Here is a 19905-nt window from a genome sequence, read left to right on the forward strand (position 1 = left end):
CTCGTACACAGGGCACGCGTGCGCGGTCAACGCCCGGACATGATGGACGCCCCCGCAGAGTCCGAGACCAAGGAGAAAAACACGTCTGTGCGGGGGCGCGATACCGACTCTACGACCGATCCCCCGGCATCAGCCCGCCCGAGGGAGCATTCTCAGTGACTTCACAGCAGCCTCACGGAGTCACTCAGCTACCAGCGCGGCGTTGCCGACGAATCCTCCAGCGGGATCATCGCCCACATCACCAGATACACCAGCACACCGATCCCCAGCGTCCCCAGCAACGACACCAGCACGAACACCAGGCGCACCAGGTTCACATCCCACCCGTACTGCTTCGCGATGCCCGCGCACACTCCACCCATCCAGCGACCATCCCGGGTACGCCTCAACTGGCTCTGCATCGTCATGGCACGACCTCCATTGCTCGGGAACAGCGCGGCACCCGCCACGCCCCTATCCATGCCAACAACGCTACGGATACCCGGCGTGCCCGCGCATCGGGTGAAACCCCGAGTGCTACCCGGAAAAGGACTTCAACCCTGGACACAACGCGACCTGGTTGGTCTACTCGTGCCCATGAGGATCGAACGGATCGTGCCCAACCTGACCGTTGCGGATCTCCCCCGGGCCGTCCGGGAGCACACCGAGATCCTCGGCCTCGCAGTGGTGATGGATCACGGATGGATCGTCACGCTCGCTGACGACTCCGGGCATCAGCTGAGCCTGCTGACCCAGGACGCCACCGCGCCAGTCAACCCCGACGTCTCGATATTCGTCGACGACGTGGACGCCGCCTATGATTCCGCGCTCACCGCCGCGGCCGAGATCGTGCATCCGCTGACCGTCGAGGAATGGGGTGTCACCCGGTTCTTCTACCGCGACTCGTCCGGTCGGGTCGTCAATGTTGGAACGCACACATGAACGCTCACCCCTTGCTCCGAGCGAGCACTATCGCGCCCGGAGAGTCCTCGTAGGGCCGGAAGACGGACTCCGACTCGATGCGGAACCCGGAGTCGCGCAACCAGCCCGACATCGTGCTCACCTGCCGGAGGTGGGTATCCACACTGATCGGCTCGCCCGTGTACCCCGTCGAGGCGTGCTGAATCCCGTCGCCGACATGGAAACCAATGAGGACAATGCCTCCGTGCCGCAGGACTCGATCGAACTCCGCGATCACTCCGGGCATGGCGTCGTCGGGAATGTGGATGGTGGACCAGAACGCGACGATGGCGGCCACCGAGTCGTCGTCCAGGTCGAGGCTCGTCATCGTGCCCGTCTCGAAGCGCAGATCCGGGTGGGCACGCCGGGCGATCGCGACCATTTCCGGCGAGAGATCGATCCCGAACGCGTCGATGCCCACATCGTGCAGATACCGCGTGACATATCCGGGACCACAACCCACATCAGCCACCGGGCCGCCACCGCTGCTCCGCACAAGCTCCGCGAACACATCCAGATGCGCCCGCAAGTGCGGATGCTTGCCGAGGAGGCCGTCTACCTTCTCCGCGTACCCGGCGGCATCGGTGTCATACGAGGATCGGGTCTCCGCTAGCCACGGGGACGGCTCGCTCGCGCCTCCCATCACAACCCTCGGCTCTTCACATCCCCAGCCTCGCTCGTCTGGGCCGGCCCGTCAACGGTCAGGGCTGCCGTGGCACCTGGCCGGGCAGCATTCGCGTAGGGTCGTGCCTGGAACTACCCCTGGTTCCCCAATGATGGGAGCCCCTATTCCCGGCGCCGCTCTACCCACTTCCCCTATCCCCACCTCGCCGACCAGCACTCTTCTCACCCTCGGCCTGGTCGCGGAGTCCTCGATGGAGAACGAGCGACGGCTGCCGATCCACCCCCATCACCTCGACCGGATCGACCCGGACCTCCGCGCGCGGATGATCGTCGAGCGTGGCTACGGATCTGGCTTCCAGCTCGAGCCCGGATACATCGAATCACGGGTCGGCAAGGTCGCGGATCGCGCAGAAGTGATCGAGACGGCTGATGTGCTGCTGCTACCGAAGCCCCAGGCAGCCGACGTATCCGTGATCCCCGAGGGCAAGGTGCTGTGGGGATGGCCGCACTGCGTCCAGGACCCCGGGCTGACGCAGACAGCGATCGACCGTCGGCTCACCTTGATCGCCTTCGAGGCAATGCAGCACTGGAACCGCCGCGGTGAATTCAGCCTGCACGTATTCCACAAGAACAACGAGCTCGCCGGCTACTGCTCGGTACTCGATGCACTACGACTCATCGGATCGACGGGCTGCTACGGCCCCCGCCTCAGCGCGGTCGTCATCGGATTCGGCGCCACAGCACGAGGAGCCGTCACAGCGCTCAACGCGCAGGGCGTCCACGACATCCAAGTTCTCACCCAGCGCGACATCACGGCCGTCGGCTCCCCCATCCACGGCGCCCACATGGCCCAGCTCAACACTGGTGACGGCGAGGTCCACCTCAGCGAGGTGCTCACGGACAACGGTAACGTCCTGCTCCCGGAGTTCCTCGCCTCGCACGACATCGTCGTCAACTGCACCCTCCAGGATGTCGCCGCACCCCTGACCTACCTGCGGACCGAGGACCTGAAGGGGTTCGCCACCGGCAGCCTGATCATCGACGTCTCGTGCGACGCGGGAATGGGCTTCGAATGGGCCAAGCCCACCGGGTTCGACGACCCCATGTTCACCGTCGGTGAAGGCGTCCACTACTACGCCGTCGACCACAGCCCCTCCTACCTGTGGAACTCAGCCACCTGGGAGATCAGCGAAGCACTGCTACCTTTCATGCGCACAGTCATGGACGGCCCCGCCGCATGGGAGAAGAGCCTCACCATCTCCCGCGCGATCGAGATCCGTAGCGGCGTAATCAACAACCCGAGCATCCTGAGCTTCCAGGGGCGCGAGGCGGACTATCCGCATGTGCGGATTGCTTGACGCTTAGACGTTGAACCTAAAGTCCACGACGTCCCCGTCGGCCATGATGTATTCCTTGCCTTCCATGCGCACCTTGCCAGCGGACTTGGCGGCAGCCATGGACCCCGCGGCGACGAGGTCGTCGAAGGAGACGATCTCGGCCTTGATGAAGCCACGCTCGAAGTCGGTGTGGATGACGCCGGCGGCCTTGGGCGCGGTGTCGCCGCGGTGGATGGTCCACGCACGTGCTTCCTTTGGCCCGGCGGTGAGGTAGGTCTGCAGGCCGAGGGTCTGGAATCCGGCGCGGGCGAGGGAGTGCAGGCCTGGTTCGGTCTGGCCGATGGTCTCGAGGAGTTCCATGGCGGATTCCTCGTCGAGCTCCTGGAGGTCGGATTCGACCTTGGCGTCGAGGAACACGGCTTCGGCGGGGGCCACGGAGGCGCGGAGCTCGTTCTTGCGGTCCTCGTCGGTGAGCACGCCTTCGTCGGCGTTGAAGACGTACAGGAATGGCTTGGTGGTGAGCAGCTGGAGCTCGCGCAGCAGCGGCAGGTCGATGCTGTCCTTCTGCGAGAAGAGGGTCTTGCCGCTGTCGAGGAGCTCCTGGGCTTCCTTGGCTGCCTCGGCGAGGGGGCGGCGGTCCTTGTTGTTCTTGGCTTCCTTCTCGATGCGCGGGACAGCCTTCTCGAGGGTCTGCAGGTCGGCGAGGATCAGCTCGGTCTCAATGACCTCGATGTCGGCGAGCGGATCAACGCGACCGTCGACGTGCACGACGTCGCCGTCGGTGAACACACGGACGACCTGGCAGATGGCGTCGGCCTCGCGGATGTTGGCGAGGAACTTGTTGCCGAGCCCGGCACCTTCGCTGGCGCCCTTGACGATGCCGGCGATGTCGACGAACGACACGGTGGCAGGCAGGATGCGCTGGGATCCGAAGATCTCCGCGAGCTTGTCGAGGCGCGGGTCTGGCAGCTCGACGACGCCCACGTTGGGCTCGATCGTCGCGAAGGGATAGTTCGCGGCGACGACATCGTTCTTGGTCAGGGCGTTGAAGAGGGTGGACTTGCCCACATTGGGGAGGCCGACGATTCCGAGGGTTAGGCTCACAGCTAGATCAGTGTACGGACTACTCCGTCACAGTCCTATTCGGCCTAGTCCCGCGCGTGCCGCAGCCCGGCCCCGCGCGTGCTGCGCGGTCGACGGTCACTCCTCGACGATGACGGTGCCGGTCATCTGTGGGTGGATGGAGCAGAAGTAGCTGTACTCGCCTGGCTCGCTGAACGTGAACGACCAGGAGTCCTCGCGAATGGTGGGGCTGCGGAACTCCTCGGGCGAGGAGTCGCGGCTGACGACGTTGTGCGGGATCTGCCCGTCGTCGAAGACCCAGGTGACGGTGTCCCCGACGGATACGGTCACGCTGGAAGGGGTGAACTCGAAGCCCGAGACCCGGACCTCGGTGGCTTCGGTGGCCTGTCCGTCCTCGGTCCCGGCGGTGGTTTCCTCGGCCTGCTCCGTAGCGGGCGCGCCATACGCTCCCTGTGGCGCCGCGTCGTCGGTGTCGCTGCCGCACGCGACGAGCCCACTGGCGATGAGCAGCGCGCTGCTCGCCGCGATCGTTGCGCGAGTCCCTAGAATCCGTCGTGCCATGTCTTCCTCCGGCTGCATCGGTCGCACCGGCGCTCTGTGCCCGGTCCTCGAATCCCGAGCCTAGTGCTGATTGCCGGGTATGTCCCGTGCCACGGGCTTTTCATGCATCAATAAGGGTGATGCGCGTCAAAACGTCGCCGCAGCAGTGGCCGACGGGCCAGCATGGTGACAACATCGACTTGATCTATCCGCTCACACCAGATGGGGCTTGAGGTGACTGCACAGGACCGGCCAGAACGCGCCGAGCGCGAGCGCGCGCTCGAGACTGCGTTGACGGCGCACGAACCTGCTCGCGAGACGACGACGGAGGGCCCGCCGGACCGGGGCACGCTGATCGGCATTGGTGGCGGCTGGCTCGCCACCTGGAGCCTGCGCATCGTCCTGATCGCAGCGGCGGCATGGGTGCTCGGCTGGATCGTCGGCGAGTTCTGGGTGATCATCCTGCCGATCTCGCTGGCCTTGATCATCACCACGGTGCTGTGGCCGATCACCGCGCTGCTGCGCCGCGCCTACCTGCCCCCCGCACTGGCCGCGCTCGTGACGATGCTGCTGGCCATCGGCGCGTTCGGTGGCGTGATCGCACTCGTCGTGCCGTCCGTGGTCAGCCAGGCGCCGGAGCTGGCGAACCAGGCATCCGGCGGTGTGCGGGAGATCCAGGCTTGGTTGCAGGGTCCCCCGCTCAATATCCGCGAGGAGCAGTTCGCGGAGTACATCAATACCGTTGTCACGGGCATCCAGGATTCGTCCAGCGCCATCGCCTCCGGGGTATTCACCGGTGTGGGCGCGGTGACGTCGGTGATGATCACGCTGGTGCTGACGCTGGTGCTGTCGTTCTTCTTCATCAAGGATGGGCCGGGCTTCCTGCCGTGGATGGGCCGGGTCACCGGCTCGCCCGCCGCTCGCCACGTCGAGGAGGTCCTGTTCCGGCAGTGGCGTACCCTCAGCGGCTTCATCCGCACGCAGGCGATCGTCAGTTTCGTTGATGCCGCCTTCATCGGCCTCGGCCTGGTGATCCTCGGTGTTCCCCTCGCGGGACCGCTGGTCATCATCACGTTCGTCGCCGGCTTCATCCCGATCGTTGGTGCGTTCGTCGCGGGTGCCCTCGCTGTGCTGGTGGCGCTGGTGGCGAATGGCTGGATAACCGCGTTGATCCTGCTGGGCATCATCATTCTGGTGCAGCAGCTCGAGGGGAACGTGCTGCAGCCTGTGCTGCAGAGCCGCAGCATGAACCTGCATCCGGTGATCGTGCTCCTCTCGGTGACGGCAGGCTCCACGCTGTTCGGCATCATCGGTGCGTTCCTCGCTGTGCCGGTGGCCGCGATGGTCGCGGTGCTGGTGCGCTACGTCGACGAGGTGGTGACGATCAAGAGCAACGGCGGCGAGATCTGGGACGACGGGGAGCTGACAGAGGAACTCGCGGAGAAGCCCTCGGCGGAGCTTGGCCCCGCATCCGAGACCTAGCGGGGCCGCGCGCCAGGCCGCGAGTGTGCGGGAAACGACAGCATTCTCGACGGCGACTGTCGCTTTTCGCACACTCACCGGCGGGGTAGGCACCCTAGCGCGGCGCCCCTCCAGCTACCTAGCAACGCCGCCACCCAGCAACTTAGGTAGCCGCTCCCTGTCACTGGTGAGGATCAGCGGGAACCGTCGCCCCCGGGGGCTGTGGTGTGGATCGAGGAACCGTCGCGTCCTCTGCGAACATGGATGCGCGAGGGTATCCGCTGCCGCATCTCGTCGACGTGGCTGACGATGCCGACGACACGACCGCCCGCGCGCAGCTCGTCGAGCACGCTCATCACTGCATCGAGCGTATCGGCGTCGAGGGTGCCGAACCCTTCGTCGATGAAGAGTGTGTCGAGAATGGCGCCGCCGGATTCCGCGGCGACGACGTCGGCGAGGCCGAGCGCGAGCGACAGCGACGCCATGAACGTCTCGCCGCCGGAGAGGCTGTTCACGGGCCGGAGGGTGCCGGTGTAGTCGTCGCGGATATCGAGGCCGAGCCCGCCTCGCTTGCCGTGACGCCCGCTGCTGTCGGAATGCTGGAACTCGTAGCGGCCCGCGGTCATGATGCGCAGCCGCTGCGAAGCGGATTCGGCGACCTCCTCGAGGCGGGCCGCGAGAACGTAGGAGCGCAGTGACATGCTGCGCGTGTTCTCACCGGTGCCGGTGATGACCTCGGTGAGCTTGATGAGCCGCTGATGCTTCTCGTGCCGCCCGGCGTGCTCGTCGAGCAGCGTGGTGAGCGTGACGATGCTTCTCGCGGTGCGGTCGCGCGCGTGGCAGGCGCGGGCGTGGTCCGCGGAAGACCGGTCGCTGGTTTCCTGGGCGAGCGAGAAGGTCTCCTCCGCCGCCGCGAGATCCAGGGGATCCTGCTCTGCCGCCTGGTTGTCCGTGTCGTCGAGCACCGCCCGGGCCCGGTTGTGCTGGTCGCGGTGCTGCTGCAGCGACTTCGTGGCCGACTCCTGCCACCTGGGGTCCCGGATCGCGGCGATCGCTTCGTCCACGGCTTGGAAACCCGCTTCGAGGGCGGCCTGCTCGCATTCGCGGGTTTGCTCGCTCAGGCGCGACTCGAGGTTGTCCACGGCCGTCATGGCATCGCGCAGCTCCGTTGCCACGGCGGCGAGCTTCTCTAGCCTTTCCCTGCGCGAATGGAGGTCCGGATCGCTGCCGCGGGCCTCATCGAGCATCACGGTCAGCTCGTGCGCGCGCTGCAGCAGCGATGCATGCTGCTCCGCGATGGACGTGAGCGTCGTGCGCGAGGCAGCGAGCTTCTCGCGCAATGCCGACTCGGCACCGTCGAGCTCTGTGCGGCGGCGCTGGAGCCGCTCGAGCTCAGTGACAGCCTGCTGGGCCTGCTCGTGGAGTTTCCCGGCATCCGTCAGCTGGCGCTCGAGCTCGTCGAGCTCGATGTCCCCGGCACGCTGGCTCAGGCTCGCCACCTCGCTCTCGGCGATACGGACCTCCTCCTGCCGGGCATCCCGGGCGGCGAGGTCCGTCATCTCCGCCCGCGCGGCTTCCTCCTCGGCGCCATCGCTGACGGAGTCCTGGCCGGGCGTGGCAGGGGCTGGATGCTCGGCCGAGCCACACACCATGCACGGCTCGCCTGGCCTCAGCTTTTGCGCGAGCTCGCTGGCCATCCCCGCGATGCGCTGCGCGTGCAAGCGAATACGAAGCTCGCGGGAATCGAGGTAGCGAGCCCGGGCCGCATCGTGCTCCGCTCGCGCATCCTCGAGCACGGCGATCGCCGGCTTCAGCTTGCGCGCGGCGTCGCGGCGGTCCGCGAGCAAGGCGAGCTCGTGCCGCGATGATTCCTCGGTGCGGGCCGTGGTCGCGGCCTCCGCGATCGCCGTGTCGATCTGGTCCCGCTCGGCAGGGATGTCGTCGAGCCGGGCGGACAGCGCGTCATGGCTCGACTGCTCGTCCTGGATCGCCTGGTCGAGCTTCGCGATCCGGGTCGTGGCACCGTCGAGCTCGGTGGCATAGCGGGAAAGTCCGGTGAGCTTGCCGATCTCGGCGTTCCATGCTCCGATCGCCGTGTCGAGCAGGCCTCGCGCCGGCGCGTGGTCGCCACTCTCGATAAGGCTGGCGATCTCCGTGCTGCTCGGCACGTCCTGCAGCACCTGCTCATGCTGCGCCATCGCGCTGCGGGACTCGGCCAATCGGGCGCGCAGCTCGCCGAGCTTCTCGTGCGGGCCGGCGACGGTGCTGGCCCGCTGCGCGTCGCCTAGCTCAGCGGCCAGGGCCGTGATGCGGGCGGAGTCACGCTCGAGCTCGTCGATCTGCTTCCGGGCCTCGGCGAGGGCATCGCGGCGCTGCGCGTTCTCCCGCGCTCGGGTCCGCTGCGCATCGGCGGCAGCGAACGTGGTGGCCGCTTCCGCGCGGGCCGCCTCGGCCGCCTCGGCCCGCGCGGCGACGACCGCCTCGACCGTTTCCATCCAGGCACGCACGTCATCGCTGCTCGTTGGCGGGGCATCATCGTCGGCACCGAGGTCGGCGGACGTGCTGATAGCACTGATCTGCAGCTCGATCTTGTGGATGGCATCCTGCATGCGACGCTCGGAGGCGCGGCGCTGATCGCGGAACCAGTTCTCGACGGTACCGAAGCGGTGCGTGGCGAAGAGGCTCTCGAGCAGCTTCTCGCGGTCCTCGATGGACGCGCGCAGGAACTCCGCGAACTCGCCCTGCGGCAGCAGCACCACCTGGAAGAACTGATCCTTGCTCATGCCGAGAAGGTCGCTGACGGCACGTCCGATCTCATCGATGCGCGTGAGGTGCTCACCAGTGCCGGTGCCGCCGCCTGGCGCGAGCCACTCCAGGCTTGCCCCGGCGTTCTGCGTCGTGAAACCGGAGCCCCGGCGCTTCGGGCGCTGATGCTCGGGACTGCGCACGAGGCGCAGCCGGCGGCCCTTGATCGTCGCGTCGAGCGTCACCCGCGGAGTGGCGTCCTCCGGGGCGTGGTGGGACAAGAACTTGTGACCGCTCCCGCGCGCGCCTGGCGCCGACCCGAACAGCGCGAACGCGACGGCGTCGAGGATCGTTGTCTTGCCCGCACCGGTCTGCCCATGCAGGAGGAACAGTCCGTCGCCACCGATCTCATCGAAGTCGATGCGCTCGGTGCCCGCGAAAGGACCGAATGCCTCGATCGTCAAAGTGTGCAGTCGCATGAGGGTGCCGTGGCTTTCTCGAGTGGTGGTGCGGGGACGGGTCAGGGTGCTGCCGACGGGACGCGGGCACCGCTAGGGCGATTCCGCGCGGGCCTCCTGGAATGCGTCCTCGACGAGATCGAGGTCCTCCGTGGTGGGCTCGCGCCAGGCATCGACGAGGAAGCGCCGCGCGATCTCCTTGTCGCTCGCCCCGCGCACGCGCTGCCGGTAGCTTGTTTCCTTGTCCCGCACCGGGCTCTCCCAGCGCAGGTGGACAAGGTGCGGGAAGCGCTCGCGCAGCACGCGCATAGGATCGCGGGGACGCACCGCATCAGTGAGCACAGCGGACAAGTAGTGGCCGGTCAACGCCTCGAGCGCGGGATCCGACAGCAACTGCTCCACGGTCCCCGCCAGCTCCCCCAGCGGGCGCGCGAGCGGCAGGGCAACCTCGGTGACATCGCGGAGGCCGTTCGCGTCGAGATCGACGATCCACACTGCCTTGCGGTCGCTGCGCTCGCCGAACGAGTAGGGCACCGGGCTGCCGGAGTAACGGATCCCCCGCGCGAGGACCTGCGGGGTGTGCAGGTGGCCGAGCGCCACGTAGTCCACGTCCCCGAACACCGACATCGGCACGGTCTCCACCCCGCCGACACTGATGGTGCGCTCGGATTCCGACGGCACGGCCCCTGTGACGAACGCATGCGCGCTGACCACCGTGCGGAGGCGGGCCCCGGCCGCGCGCTCCTCGCGGTCCGCGTTGATCCGGGCCATCGCAGCGCCCAGGACCGCCTCGTGGGATCGCTCGGCGATGCCGAGCTCGCCGCGCACCACATCCGGCTCGAGGTACGGGATCGCGTAGAACGCCACCGGGCCATGCTCGTCCTCGATCAGCACGGGCACATCGATCTCTGCCACCCGGGTGCGCAGGTGCAGGCCACCGGCTGCAGCGAACTCCGCCGCAGCGCCCACGCGTGTCGCGGAATCATGGTTGCCCGACGTCGCGATGATCCGGGCACCTGCGTCCCTGATCCGCACGAACGCGTCGTTGCACAAGCGCACCGCATCGGCGTTGGGCATGGCCCGGTCATAGAGATCGCCCGATACCACCACCCCATCGACGCCCTCGGCAGCGACGATGCCTGCGATGGCCGCGAGCACCGCGTCCTGGTCGGCGCGCAGGTCAACACCGTGGAACGTTCGGCCGATGTGCCAGTCGGAGGTGTGCAGGATCCTCATGGCGACCGAGGATAGAGCACCACACCGACAACACGCCGTTCCGTGTTTCTGTCGGAGCCAGCCGCCATGATGGCGTCCATGAACGCGTTGACATTCCTGGCCCTGCTCGTCGCCCTCGCCGCGGGGATCGGCATCGGCTGGCTCCTGCAATCCAGCCGCCACGGGCAGCGCATCGCCTACGCCGAGGCCCAGCTGCAGGCGCGCAAGGACTCCGAGCACCTGCTCCGCGATTCGCTCACCGCGGCCAGCGAGGACTCGGCGAAGCGGCACTCTGGCGCCATGAACGAGCAGGTCCAGCACATTGTTGGTCCCCTGCGCGAGGCCGTGGGAACGCTCGCGGAACAGGTGCAGCGCGTGGAGCACAACCGAATCGCCGCGTACTCGGGACTCATGGAGCAGGTCACCGGGATGCAGCAGGTCTCCCAGACGCTCAACACCCACACCGGGCAGCTCGTGCAGGCGCTCCGCGCGCCGCAGGTGCGGGGCCGGTGGGGCGAGATCCAGCTCCAGCGAGTGGTGGAGCTCTCCGGCATGACCGAGCATTGCGACTTCAGCACCCAGGCGCACGCGACGCACGATGGCCCGGAAGGCACGCGCGCCGTCCGCCCGGACCTCGTGGTGCACCTCGCCGGGGGCAAGAACATCGTGGTCGACGCCAAGGCCCCGCTCAGCGCCTACCTCGAGGCCCTCGAGGCGCGCGACGACAGCGAGCAGACCGCGCTCCTGCGCAAGCACGCGGCCCAGCTGCGCGCCCACATCGGGCAGCTCTCGTCCAAGTCCTACTGGGCCGCGTTCGACCCCTCGCCCGAGTTCGTGGTGCTGTTCATCCCCGGCGACCCGTTCCTCGACGCCGCCGTCGGCGCCGACCCCGAGCTGCTCGAGCACTCGTTCGCCCGCAACGTCGTGCTCGCCACCCCCAGCACGCTCGTCGCGCTGCTGCGCACCATCGCCCACACCTGGAAGCAGGAGGCCTTGTCGCAGGACGCGCAGCGCATCCACCAGCTCGGCAGCGAGCTCTACGGACGGCTCGGCACTCTCGCCAAGCACCTCGACCAGCTCGGTGGGCAGCTCGGCAAGTCCGTGGAGGCGTTCAACTCGACCGTCTCGTCGATGGAATCCCGCATCCTCGTCACTGCCCGGAAGCTCCACGAGCTGCCCGCTTTCACCGCGGAACCGCCCACGGTGAGCCCCGTCGACACGGTTCCCCGTGCCGTGACCCGCTCGGACGGCACGCCCGCCGCGCTCGCCCCCGCGGAGCGCCTGCCATGACCACGGCCCGGTATGGTGCGAGAGTGCCTGACAACCGCCAGTTCTCCAACCCGGTCCCCGCCGAGATGCGCTCCCTGCTCCCCCACCGCTCAGGCGTGCCCTGGTGGGGAGCGATCGCCATCGCGGTCGGTCTCACCATCGTCGGGATCGCGCTCGATGCGGTGCGCGGCGACGAGCTCACGCTGGTGTTCAGCATCTTCTACTTCCTCGGATGCGTCGCCGCAGTCGTCCTCGTGCAGCAGCGCGCGCTGTTCACCGCGATGGTGCAACCACCGCTGATTTTGTTCGTGGCCGTGCCGCTCGCCTACCAGGTGATCGTGCCGGAGACCGCTGGCGGTCTGCGCACCCGCATCTTCGATCTCGTGATCCCGCTCGTCTCGCGGTTCCCGCTCATGCTGCTCGTGGCAGCGGCCGTCGTCGTGATCGGCGGGATCCGGCTGTTCCTCCCACGCAGCGCGCCGCAGCAACCGCGGCGGGTCCAGCGGCCCGGCGGGATGGGCCAGCGACCAGGGAGCGCCGACCCCAGGGCTTCCCGCGCGGGAGCTCCCTCGGCACGCGCCCCCCGCGCGGGCACCGCCCGGCAGCACGGCGGTGGTTCCAGCGCATACCCGAGCGGTAGCTACGGCACCGCTGCGCCACGGTCTCCACAGCGGGACCCGCGCAGCGACGGGACAGGCAGCGCAGGTCCAGGAAGCGCAGGGCCTCGTCCCAGCGACCCACGCGTGCAGTAGTGCACGGCCCGGGGATGGGAGCTAGCCGTTGCGGCGTGCGTTGCGCAGCTCGCGCGGCAGTGAGAAGACCAGGGTCTCGTTGGCGGTGGTGACCGGCTGCACCGTGGAGAAGCCATGGTCAGCGAGGTACTCGATAACGCCCTCGACGAGGATCTCGGGAACCGACGCGCCCGAGGTGATACCGACCGTCTGGACGCCGTCCAGCCACGTCGGGTCGATCTCCTTGGCGTAGTCCACCAGGTAGCTCGAGCGCGCGCCAGCGTCGAGAGCCACCTCGACCAGCCGAACCGAGTTCGAGGAGTTGCGCGAGCCCACCACGATGACGAGATCGCACTCCGGCGCCATCGCCTTCACGGCGACCTGCCGGTTCTGCGTCGCGTAGCAGATGTCATCGCTCGGCGGATCCTGCAGGTTGGGGAACTTCTCCCGCAGTCGCCGGACGGTCTCCATCGTCTCGTCGACGCTCAGGGTGGTCTGCGACAGCCACACGACCCGGTTCTCGTCGCGAACCGTGATGTCATCAACGGCATGCGGGCCATCGACGAGCTGCACATGGTCCGGCGCCTCACCGGAAGTGCCCTCGACCTCCTCGTGCCCCTCGTGGCCGATCAGCAGGATGTCGTAGTCATCGCGAGCGAACCGCTTGGCCTCCTGATGCACCTTGGTGACCAGCGGGCAGGTCGCGTCGATCGCATGCAGGTTTCGTTCCGCGGCACCGACATGAACGGTCGGGGCGACCCCGTGGGCCGAGAAGACAACGATCGCGCCCTCGGGGACCTCATCGACCTCCTCGACGAAGACCGCGCCACGCTCGGTCAGCGTCTCCACCACGTGCTTGTTGTGCACGATCTGCTTGCGCACATACACCGGGGCGCCGAACTTGGCGAGCGATTGCTCCACGGTCTCTACCGCGCGATCAACCCCGGCGCAGTAGCCTCGGGGCTCCGCGAGCAGGATCCGCTTGCCCTGCTCGGCGGAAGCGGTGCTGCTGACGGACCCGGGAATTCCCATGTTCACTGCCGACGACATGCCTCCAGGGTACGGTGCGCCCGCAAGTTCCCGCGACACGTCGGAGTGGATCTGCTAGAGAACACGGCGGTGATAGGGCACGCTGGAAGCATGAGACGCCCTCCTTTCGCCGCACGAGTCATGGCTGGCATCGCCGTCACGCTGGTCGAGGAAACACGACGACTACCCAGCACCGCCGCGACCTTCCCGATGACCGCGGTGAGCCAGGTGCTGCAAACCTCGATGCGGATGCAGCAAAAGATGACAGAGCTGGCCATCAAGGGCGATCAAGCATTCGTATGGCTGTACCCGCCGCAGGATGAGCCCGAATGGGCGACCTTCGACGAGGACCGTGACAGCGTGAGCACCGTGGCCCGGCCCGCCGGCTCGCCCGCGCCCAAGGCGGTCTCCGCGCCGGCTGCCTCCGCGGCGGCGAGCGGTCGGTTCGCGCTCTACTCAGCGCCGGTCAGCCCGGCCAAGGCCGTTCAACCACCTCGCCGGGCCACGGTCTCGGCGTCGAGCCGGGCCATCAGCGTCGCGCTCGAGAATGATGTGTTCGTTCCCGCGATCGCCGCGCGCATCGCCTACGACACCCTTACCCTCGCGCAGCTCCGTGCGCGGCTGCGCAAGCTCTCGCGCGACGAGCTGTCCGAGCTGCTGCGCTACGAGGAGCAGAAGTTCCAGCGCGCTCCGTTCCAGACGATGCTGGCCAACCGGATCACCACGGTCTCGGGCAACTAGGGTCCTCGCGCAGCGAGCGGTCCCGGTCAGCTGGGGCGCGCTGATCCAAGAAATGTCGGGGCCGGCTTGTACTGTCGTCCGGGTGAGTTCCTCAGCACAATCCAGTGGCGGCCCCCCGCCGAGCACTGCATCGGGCGCTGCCCCGGGCCCGGCGAGCACCGCGGATGAGCCGTGGCCCGTCCGGGTCGTCTCCACCAAGATCAAGCAGTGGATCGATCGGCTCGGCGGCGTGTGGGTGGAGGGCCAGATCACGCAGCTCAGCCGCCGCCCCGGAACCAGGACGTCTTTCCTGACGCTGCGCGATCCCTCGGCGGATGTGTCGCTACAGGTCACGTGCTCTCCCCGCCTGCTCTCGGAATCCCCGGTCGAGCTGGTGGAGGGAACGCGAGTGGTGGTGTGGGGCAAGCCATCGTTCTACGTGGGCCGGGGCACGTTCTCGCTGCAAGTGACCGAGATCCGGCCGGTCGGGATCGGTGAGCTGCTGGCCCGCATCGAGCGGCTGAAGGCATTGCTGCAGGCAGAGGGATTGTTCGATCCGCGGCTGAAGCGTCCGCTGCCGTTCCTGCCGAACCGGATCGGCCTCATCACTGGGCGAGCGAGCGCCGCGGAGCGCGATGTGGTGTCGGTGAGCGAGCGGCGCTGGCCCGAGGTGGAGTTCCAGATCCGCAACACCCCTGTCCAGGGCGCCGGGGCTGTCGCGCAAATCGTGGAGGCACTGCGGGAGCTCGATGCGGATCCCGAGATCGATGTGATCATCATCGCTCGCGGAGGTGGCAGCGTCGAGGACCTGCTGCCCTTCTCCGACGAGGCCTTGTGCCGCGCCATCGCCAGCGCCACCACTCCAGTCGTGTCGGCGATCGGGCACGAGCCGGATAGTCCCGTGTGCGACCATGTCGCCGATGTGCGGGCCGCCACGCCCACCGATGCAGCCAAGCGCGTGGTCCCCGACGTGGTTGCGGAGCGCCAGCTCGTACGGGAACTGCGGGACCGTTGCGTCTCCGCTCTGCGAACATGGGTGGTGCGCGAGGAACGCCTGCTGGAGCAGCTGCGGACGCGACCGGTGCTCGCTACGCCGATGGTCATGGTCGACCAGCATCGCGAGGACATCACCCTGCACCGCGAGCGCGCGCGCCGGGAGCTCTCCCGGGCCGTGGATGTCGCGCGGTCAGAGATCTCGCATGTCCGGGCCAGGCTTGCCGCCCTCGGCCCCGCAGCAACGCTGGCTCGCGGCTACGCGGTGGTGCAGGAGATCCCGGCGGACGGCCCGGCACGGGTCGTCACATCGGTGGCTCAGGCCGCGGCGGGCACCGAGCTGCGGGTGCGCGTCACCGATGGTGTGTTCCGCGCCTCCTCGCGCGGCTCCGAATAGTTCAGGCAACCCCCGAACCGATAACGAAAGGTCCCACGATCATGGCGCAGGCCGAGCAGATCACGCCCGAGCAGATCCAGTCGCGCCCGGCGACCGCCACGCTGGGCTACGAGCGTGCGCGCGACGAGCTCATCGACATCGTTCGTGTACTCGAGCAAGGCGGGCTCGATCTCGACACCTCGATCACCCTCTGGGAGCGCGGCGAGCAGCTCGCGGACCGTTGCGAGGAGCATCTCTCCGGTGCGCGAAATCGCATCGAGACTGCCATCGCGGCGCGCGACGAGGTTGGCGGCGAGGACAGCGACGCGGGCTGATGCGTCAGGGATTCCCCGGTGGCGGCATTCGCCTGTCGCCGCGCTCGCCAGCCGCGCCGCACGCGAGTCCCAAGCCGCAAACGCGATACAAACTGCCGCGAACCAGGCGCGGCTTCTATCGCGTTTAGCAGCTTCCGGTGCTTGTGCAGCACGGGCCGCCAGCCGCGAGCCAGCCCGACCAAGGCCGCACGGGCCGCCATCCGGCCCAGCCCCAGCTAGTCGAGCGGCTCGACGGCCATGATGCGCTCGGCCATGGTGGTGAACTGCGCCTCGGTGGCGCTGCCAGTCATGGCGATGCGCACGTCGTCGAGGTCGACGAGCCAGATGGGCTCTCCGTTGCCGGCGCGGTAGAGGGTCCAGGTGGTTCCGTCGACCGTCTCGGTGCCGAGGACATTGTTGATATCGCCGTAGTGGTACTCGACGAGCCGCTGGGCACTGATGCCGGACTGGCTGTACCGAAGGTAGAGGTTGTCGTCGGTGACGTAGCCGATCCAGGTGACGATGCCGCCGCCGTCCTCCTCCAGCTCGACGCGCTGCCCGGAGTTGGGCTGCCATTCCGAGGGCGCGTCGGGGATGCGGATGGGGAAATCCACGATGGTGGCGTCGTACTCGAGGGCGAGCGTCTCGTCGATGCTGCCGACGGGGGCCGGGTCTGGGTTGCTCCACAGGCCGGAGATGCCAGCGACGAGCGCGATGAGGAGGACGAGCGGGATCATCGTGAGGAGCATGTCGCGCTGGTTCTGCAGGATGCGAGGTTTGTTCGACGCCACGGGGCCAGTATTCCAAACTTCCGGCCAGGAACCCGCATCGCCGTGGCTGGCGATCCCTGGGTGCGCCGCGAAGCCCGCGGGCCACGACATGTTGCGCCTGCCGCCCACCCGGTGCGGGTTTCTCTGGAAGAATGCGAGCGAGCACATCCTGACGCTGTGGGCTCGTCGCTGCTCTGGGCGCCGGGCCCGGCGACAAACCTGAGGGAGGCACCTCGTCCATGACGACCATTTCCGGTGGCACACCCACCCCTGATCCTTTGCTGAACCCCAAGCCTGACCGCAATCTCGCGCTGGAGCTCGTGCGCGTCACCGAGGCGGGCGCGATGGCCGCGGGCCGGTGGGTCGGCCGTGGCGCGAAGGAGGGCGGGGACGGTGCCGCGGTGGATGCGATGCGCCAGCTCGTGAGCACGGTGACGATGCGTGGCACGGTGGTCATCGGGGAGGGCGAGAAGGACGAGGCCCCGATGCTGTACAACGGCGAGGAGGTCGGCAACGGCGAGGGTCCCGAGGTGGATGTGGCCGTTGATCCGATCGACGGGACGACGCTGATGGCGAAGGGCAAGCCGAACGCCATCTCGGTCCTCGCGGTCGCCGAGCGCGGCGCGATGTTTGATCCGTCGGCGGTGTTCTACATGGAGAAGATCGCAGTGGGCCCGGATGCCGCGGATGTCATCGACATCAATGACCCGGTGAAGGCGAACATCCAGCGGGTGGCGAAGGCGCACAAGTCCAGCGTCGGTGATGTGGTGGTGTGCATCCTGGATCGCCCGCGCCACGCGAAGCTGATCCAGGAGGTCCGCGAGACGGGCGCGCGGATCCGGTTGATCTCTGATGGCGATGTCGCCGGCGCTATCGCCACGGCCCGTCCGGATTCGGGCACGGACATGCTGATGGGCATCGGTGGCACCCCGGAGGGCATCATCGCGGCCGCTGCGATGCGGTGCCTCGGTGGCACGCTGGTGGGCCGGCTGGCGCCGAAGGATGACGAGGAGCGGCAAAAGGCGCTGGATCGCGGGTATGACCTCGATCGGGTGCTGCTGACCGAGGATCTCGTCGCGGGCGACAATGTGTTCTTCGTGGCCACCGGGATCACTGATGGCGATCTGCTGCGCGGTGTGCGCTACCGCGCGGGCGGCGCGACGACCCAGTCGATCGTGATGCGCTCGAAGTCGGGCACGGTCCGGATGATCGAGGCCTATCATCGCCTGACGAAGCTGAAGTCGTACTCCAGCATTGATTTCGAGGGTGACGGCTCGGCGTTCCCGCCGTTGCCCTGATCGCTGGCGCCGATGGCGCCGCCCCTCGCTTCCCCTGCCTGGCGGGGGCAGCAGTATTGTGCACGAACAGCAAGGCCCGAGAGCAAAGTCGACCATCCCGGAGGAACCGTGGCTGAACAGCAGTACCGCATCGAGCACGACACCATGGGAGAGGTGCGTGTCCCTGTCGACGCGTTGTGGCGCGCGCAGACGCAGCGCGCGGTGGAGAACTTCCCCATCAGTGGCCGTGGCCTCGAGCGCACGCAGATCCGTGCGATGGGCCTGTTGAAGGCCGCGTGCGCCAAGGTGAACAAGGATCTCGGGCTGCTCCCGGCCGAGCAGGCCGAGGCGATCATCGCGGCGGCCAACGAGATCGCCGAGGGCAAGCATGACGATCAGTTCCCGATCGATGTGTTCCAGACCGGCTCCGGCACGAGCTCGAACATGAACGCCAACGAGGTCATCGCGTCGATCGCCGCGCAGAACGGCGTGACGGTCCACCCGAACGATCATGTGAACATGTCGCAGTCGTCGAACGATACGTTCCCCACTGCGACGCACCTCGCGGCGACCGAGGCTGCGATCAAGACGCTGGTCCCCGCGCTCGAGCACCTGCACAAGGCGCTGCAGGCGAAGTCGGTGGAGTGGAAGAACGTGGTGAAGTCGGGCCGCACGCACCTGATGGATGCGGTTCCGGTGACGCTGGGCCAGGAGTTCGGCGGCTATGCACGACAGATCGAGGCGGGCATCGAGCGCGTCAAGGCGACGCTCCCCCGCCTGGGCGAGCTGCCGATCGGCGGCACCGCGGTGGGCAGCGGCCTCAACGCACCGGACAAGTTCGGCGCGAAGGTCGTCAAGGAGCTGAAGAAGTCCACGGGCTTGTCGGAGCTGCGCGAGGCCGCTGATCACTTCGAGGCGCAGGCCGCCCGCGATGGCCTGGTCGAGGCATCCGGCGCGCTGAAGACGATCGCGGTGTCGCTGACGAAGATCGCCAACGATATCCGCTGGATGGGCTCCGGCCCGCTGACTGGCCTCGGCGAGCTCCAGCTGCCGGACCTGCAGCCGGGCTCGTCGATCATGCCGGGCAAGGTGAACCCGGTCATCCCGGAGGCCGTGACGCAGGTCGGCGCGCAGATCATCGGCAATGATGCTGCCGTCACGTGGGGCGGCGGCAATGGCGCGTTCGAGCTGAACGTCTACATCCCGATGATGGCGCGCAACGTGCTGGAGTCGTTCACGCTGCTCTCCAACGTGTCGCGCATCTTCGCGGATCGCTGCATCGCGGGGCTGGTGGCCAACACCGAGCACCTCAAGGAGCTCGCCGAGTCCTCGCCGTCGATCGTGACGCCGCTCAACAGCGCCATCGGCTACGAGGAGGCTGCCGCGGTCGCGAAGGAAGCGCTCAAGGAGAAGAAGACGATCCGGCAGACCGTGATCGACCGCGGCCTTGTGCCGGAGAAGCTGTCGGAGGCCGAGCTCGACAAGCGCCTCGATGTGCTCGCCATGGCGAAGGTCAAGTAGGCCTGTCGCATTGCGCCTAGCTGCCCGGTAGCGGACCTGTTCCGCTGCCGGGCAGCTGTTTTGATGCACGCGCGGTCTCGTCTGCGTTGCGGTCTGGTTGAGCCGGGAGGAACGGGCCCGGCGGCGTGCTACGAATGCTGGAGCGGTCGTGTCAGCGCGGCCAGTATCGCAAGGCGTGGACAATGATTGGAGCGGCCAATGCTGGATGCATTCCTCGATGGGGGATTCGATCTGCTCGGCGTCGTGGGTGGCGACGCCCTGAACGAGGTGTTCGGTGAGATCTTCGGGCAAGTCTCGACCGGGATGCTCGATGCGATCCTCGGTACCCTCACCGAGTCGGGCATTCTCGATCAGCTCGATACGATGTCGTTCGGCGAGGCACCCGCCGAGGATCCGGGCGTCACGGCCCCGCTGGACGAGGCCGAGGATCTGACCGGCGAGGAGTGACCCGTCGAATGCTGCAGGGGCATCTTCCCCGCGGCATTCGCCCGATGACTGAGGAC

General features: G+C 67.8%; 19 protein-coding genes. 11 read left to right on the forward strand and 8 right to left on the reverse strand.

Translation table 11 applies throughout. From position 1 onward, the window contains the following. Nucleotides 1–188: 188 nt before the first annotated feature. Nucleotides 189–449, reverse strand: a complete 261-nt coding sequence (locus tag FXO18_RS09820) for a PspC domain-containing protein (RefSeq protein WP_328593415.1) — start codon at nucleotides 447–449, stop codon at nucleotides 189–191. Nucleotides 450–576: 127 nt separating this feature from the next. On the opposite strand from FXO18_RS09820, the gene FXO18_RS09825 reads away from it, so the two are divergent. Then, nucleotides 577–921, forward strand: a complete 345-nt coding sequence (locus FXO18_RS09825) for a VOC family protein (protein ID WP_149360942.1) — start codon at nucleotides 577–579, stop codon at nucleotides 919–921. Nucleotides 922–925: 4 nt separating this feature from the next. Here the strand turns inward: FXO18_RS09825 and FXO18_RS09830 are convergent, their stop codons facing one another. Further along, on the reverse strand, nucleotides 926–1582 hold the full coding sequence (locus FXO18_RS09830; protein ID WP_149360943.1) for a class I SAM-dependent methyltransferase: 657 nt from the start codon (nucleotides 1580–1582) through the stop codon (nucleotides 926–928). Nucleotides 1583–1712: 130 nt separating this feature from the next. Between FXO18_RS09830 and FXO18_RS09835 the strand changes: the two genes are divergently transcribed. Further along, complete coding sequence (locus FXO18_RS09835; RefSeq protein ID WP_149360944.1) at nucleotides 1713–2921, forward strand: N(5)-(carboxyethyl)ornithine synthase; 1209 nt, start codon at nucleotides 1713–1715, stop codon at nucleotides 2919–2921. Between the two features lie 3 nt (nucleotides 2922–2924). Here FXO18_RS09835 and ychF read toward each other — a convergent pair whose 3' ends face one another. Both ychF and FXO18_RS09845 read right to left on the reverse strand, forming a co-directional pair. Continuing rightward, entirely contained in the window at nucleotides 2925–4004 is a 1080-nt protein-coding gene (ychF, locus tag FXO18_RS09840) for a redox-regulated ATPase YchF (RefSeq protein ID WP_149360945.1), read from the reverse strand. A gap of 96 nt (nucleotides 4005–4100) precedes the next feature. After that, entirely contained in the window at nucleotides 4101–4544 is a 444-nt protein-coding gene (locus FXO18_RS09845; RefSeq protein ID WP_187774293.1) for a cupredoxin domain-containing protein, read from the reverse strand. Nucleotides 4545–4757: 213 nt separating this feature from the next. Between FXO18_RS09845 and FXO18_RS09850 the strand changes: the two genes are divergently transcribed. Continuing rightward, on the forward strand, nucleotides 4758–6005 hold the full coding sequence (locus FXO18_RS09850) for an AI-2E family transporter (protein ID WP_407936459.1): 1248 nt from the start codon (nucleotides 4758–4760) through the stop codon (nucleotides 6003–6005). Nucleotides 6006–6178: 173 nt separating this feature from the next. Here FXO18_RS09850 and FXO18_RS09855 read toward each other — a convergent pair whose 3' ends face one another. Together FXO18_RS09855 and FXO18_RS09860 are read right to left on the reverse strand one after the other, a co-directional pair. Beyond that, nucleotides 6179–9208, reverse strand: coding sequence for an AAA family ATPase (locus tag FXO18_RS09855; protein WP_149360948.1), 3030 nt, complete (start codon nucleotides 9206–9208; stop codon nucleotides 6179–6181). A 72-nt stretch (nucleotides 9209–9280) separates the two neighbouring features. Beyond that, nucleotides 9281–10423, reverse strand: a complete 1143-nt coding sequence (locus FXO18_RS09860; RefSeq protein ID WP_149360949.1) for an exonuclease SbcCD subunit D — start codon at nucleotides 10421–10423, stop codon at nucleotides 9281–9283. 78 nt (nucleotides 10424–10501) lie between these two features. On the opposite strand from FXO18_RS09860, the gene FXO18_RS09865 reads away from it, so the two are divergent. Together FXO18_RS09865 and FXO18_RS09870 are read left to right on the forward strand one after the other, a co-directional pair. After that, a complete protein-coding gene (locus tag FXO18_RS09865) occupies nucleotides 10502–11692 on the forward strand; it encodes a DNA recombination protein RmuC (protein ID WP_149360950.1) in 1191 nt (396 codons plus the stop codon). A gap of 23 nt (nucleotides 11693–11715) precedes the next feature. Beyond that, nucleotides 11716–12423, forward strand: coding sequence for a DUF6542 domain-containing protein (locus tag FXO18_RS09870; RefSeq protein WP_149360951.1), 708 nt, complete (start codon nucleotides 11716–11718; stop codon nucleotides 12421–12423). 21 nt (nucleotides 12424–12444) lie between these two features. On the opposite strand, the gene FXO18_RS09875 is transcribed toward FXO18_RS09870, so the two are convergent. Next, on the reverse strand, nucleotides 12445–13452 hold the full coding sequence (locus FXO18_RS09875; protein ID WP_149360952.1) for a 4-hydroxy-3-methylbut-2-enyl diphosphate reductase: 1008 nt from the start codon (nucleotides 13450–13452) through the stop codon (nucleotides 12445–12447). Between the two features lie 90 nt (nucleotides 13453–13542). On the opposite strand from FXO18_RS09875, the gene FXO18_RS09880 reads away from it, so the two are divergent. From FXO18_RS09880 to FXO18_RS09890, 3 genes are all read left to right on the forward strand, one after another. Further along, the gene (locus tag FXO18_RS09880; protein WP_149360953.1) at nucleotides 13543–14172 is read left to right on the forward strand and encodes a lipid droplet-associated protein; all 630 of its coding nucleotides are present in this window, start codon (nucleotides 13543–13545) and stop codon (nucleotides 14170–14172) included. Between the two features lie 82 nt (nucleotides 14173–14254). Further along, nucleotides 14255–15541, forward strand: a complete 1287-nt coding sequence (gene xseA / locus FXO18_RS09885) for an exodeoxyribonuclease VII large subunit (RefSeq protein ID WP_235900593.1) — start codon at nucleotides 14255–14257, stop codon at nucleotides 15539–15541. A 41-nt stretch (nucleotides 15542–15582) separates the two neighbouring features. Then, the gene (locus tag FXO18_RS09890) at nucleotides 15583–15855 is read left to right on the forward strand and encodes an exodeoxyribonuclease VII small subunit (RefSeq protein WP_149360955.1); all 273 of its coding nucleotides are present in this window, start codon (nucleotides 15583–15585) and stop codon (nucleotides 15853–15855) included. Between the two features lie 215 nt (nucleotides 15856–16070). On the opposite strand, the gene FXO18_RS09895 is transcribed toward FXO18_RS09890, so the two are convergent. Then, the gene (locus FXO18_RS09895; RefSeq protein ID WP_187774294.1) at nucleotides 16071–16625 is read right to left on the reverse strand and encodes a DUF4245 domain-containing protein; all 555 of its coding nucleotides are present in this window, start codon (nucleotides 16623–16625) and stop codon (nucleotides 16071–16073) included. Between the two features lie 218 nt (nucleotides 16626–16843). Here FXO18_RS09895 and glpX point away from each other — a divergent pair, with 218 nt between their 5' ends. From glpX to FXO18_RS09910, 3 genes are all read left to right on the forward strand, one after another. Beyond that, on the forward strand, nucleotides 16844–17902 hold the full coding sequence (gene glpX / locus FXO18_RS09900) for a class II fructose-bisphosphatase (protein WP_149360957.1): 1059 nt from the start codon (nucleotides 16844–16846) through the stop codon (nucleotides 17900–17902). A gap of 108 nt (nucleotides 17903–18010) precedes the next feature. Next, entirely contained in the window at nucleotides 18011–19402 is a 1392-nt protein-coding gene (locus FXO18_RS09905; RefSeq protein ID WP_149360958.1) for a class II fumarate hydratase, read from the forward strand. Between the two features lie 198 nt (nucleotides 19403–19600). Beyond that, nucleotides 19601–19849 carry a hypothetical protein gene (locus FXO18_RS09910; protein ID WP_149360959.1) on the forward strand — a complete coding sequence of 83 codons (249 nt, stop codon included), beginning with the start codon at nucleotides 19601–19603 and terminating at the stop codon, nucleotides 19847–19849. The last annotated feature ends 56 nt before the right edge of the window (nucleotides 19850–19905 follow it).

The organism is Lolliginicoccus suaedae (genome assembly GCF_008312885.1).
GTDB classification, from domain to species: domain Bacteria; phylum Actinomycetota; class Actinomycetes; order Mycobacteriales; family Mycobacteriaceae; genus Lolliginicoccus; species Lolliginicoccus suaedae.

Coding starts and splice junctions, on each gene's coding strand:
- FXO18_RS09825 (WP_149360942.1), top strand. CDS start 577: ATGAGGATCGAACGGATCGTGCCCAACCTGACCGTTGCGGATCTCCCC.
- FXO18_RS09830 (WP_149360943.1), bottom strand. CDS start 1,582: ATGGGAGGCGCGAGCGAGCCGTCCCCGTGGCTAGCGGAGACCCGATCC.
- FXO18_RS09835 (WP_149360944.1), top strand. CDS start 1,713: ATGATGGGAGCCCCTATTCCCGGCGCCGCTCTACCCACTTCCCCTATC.
- FXO18_RS09845 (WP_187774293.1), bottom strand. CDS start 4,544: ATGGCACGACGGATTCTAGGGACTCGCGCAACGATCGCGGCGAGCAGC.
- FXO18_RS09855 (WP_149360948.1), bottom strand. CDS start 9,208: ATGCGACTGCACACTTTGACGATCGAGGCATTCGGTCCTTTCGCGGGC.
- FXO18_RS09860 (WP_149360949.1), bottom strand. CDS start 10,423: ATGAGGATCCTGCACACCTCCGACTGGCACATCGGCCGAACGTTCCAC.
- FXO18_RS09865 (WP_149360950.1), top strand. CDS start 10,502: ATGAACGCGTTGACATTCCTGGCCCTGCTCGTCGCCCTCGCCGCGGGG.
- FXO18_RS09875 (WP_149360952.1), bottom strand. CDS start 13,452: ATGTCGTCGGCAGTGAACATGGGAATTCCCGGGTCCGTCAGCAGCACC.
- FXO18_RS09880 (WP_149360953.1), top strand. CDS start 13,543: ATGAGACGCCCTCCTTTCGCCGCACGAGTCATGGCTGGCATCGCCGTC.
- FXO18_RS09890 (WP_149360955.1), top strand. CDS start 15,583: ATGGCGCAGGCCGAGCAGATCACGCCCGAGCAGATCCAGTCGCGCCCG.
- glpX (WP_149360957.1), top strand. CDS start 16,844: ATGACGACCATTTCCGGTGGCACACCCACCCCTGATCCTTTGCTGAAC.
- FXO18_RS09910 (WP_149360959.1), top strand. CDS start 19,601: ATGCTGGATGCATTCCTCGATGGGGGATTCGATCTGCTCGGCGTCGTG.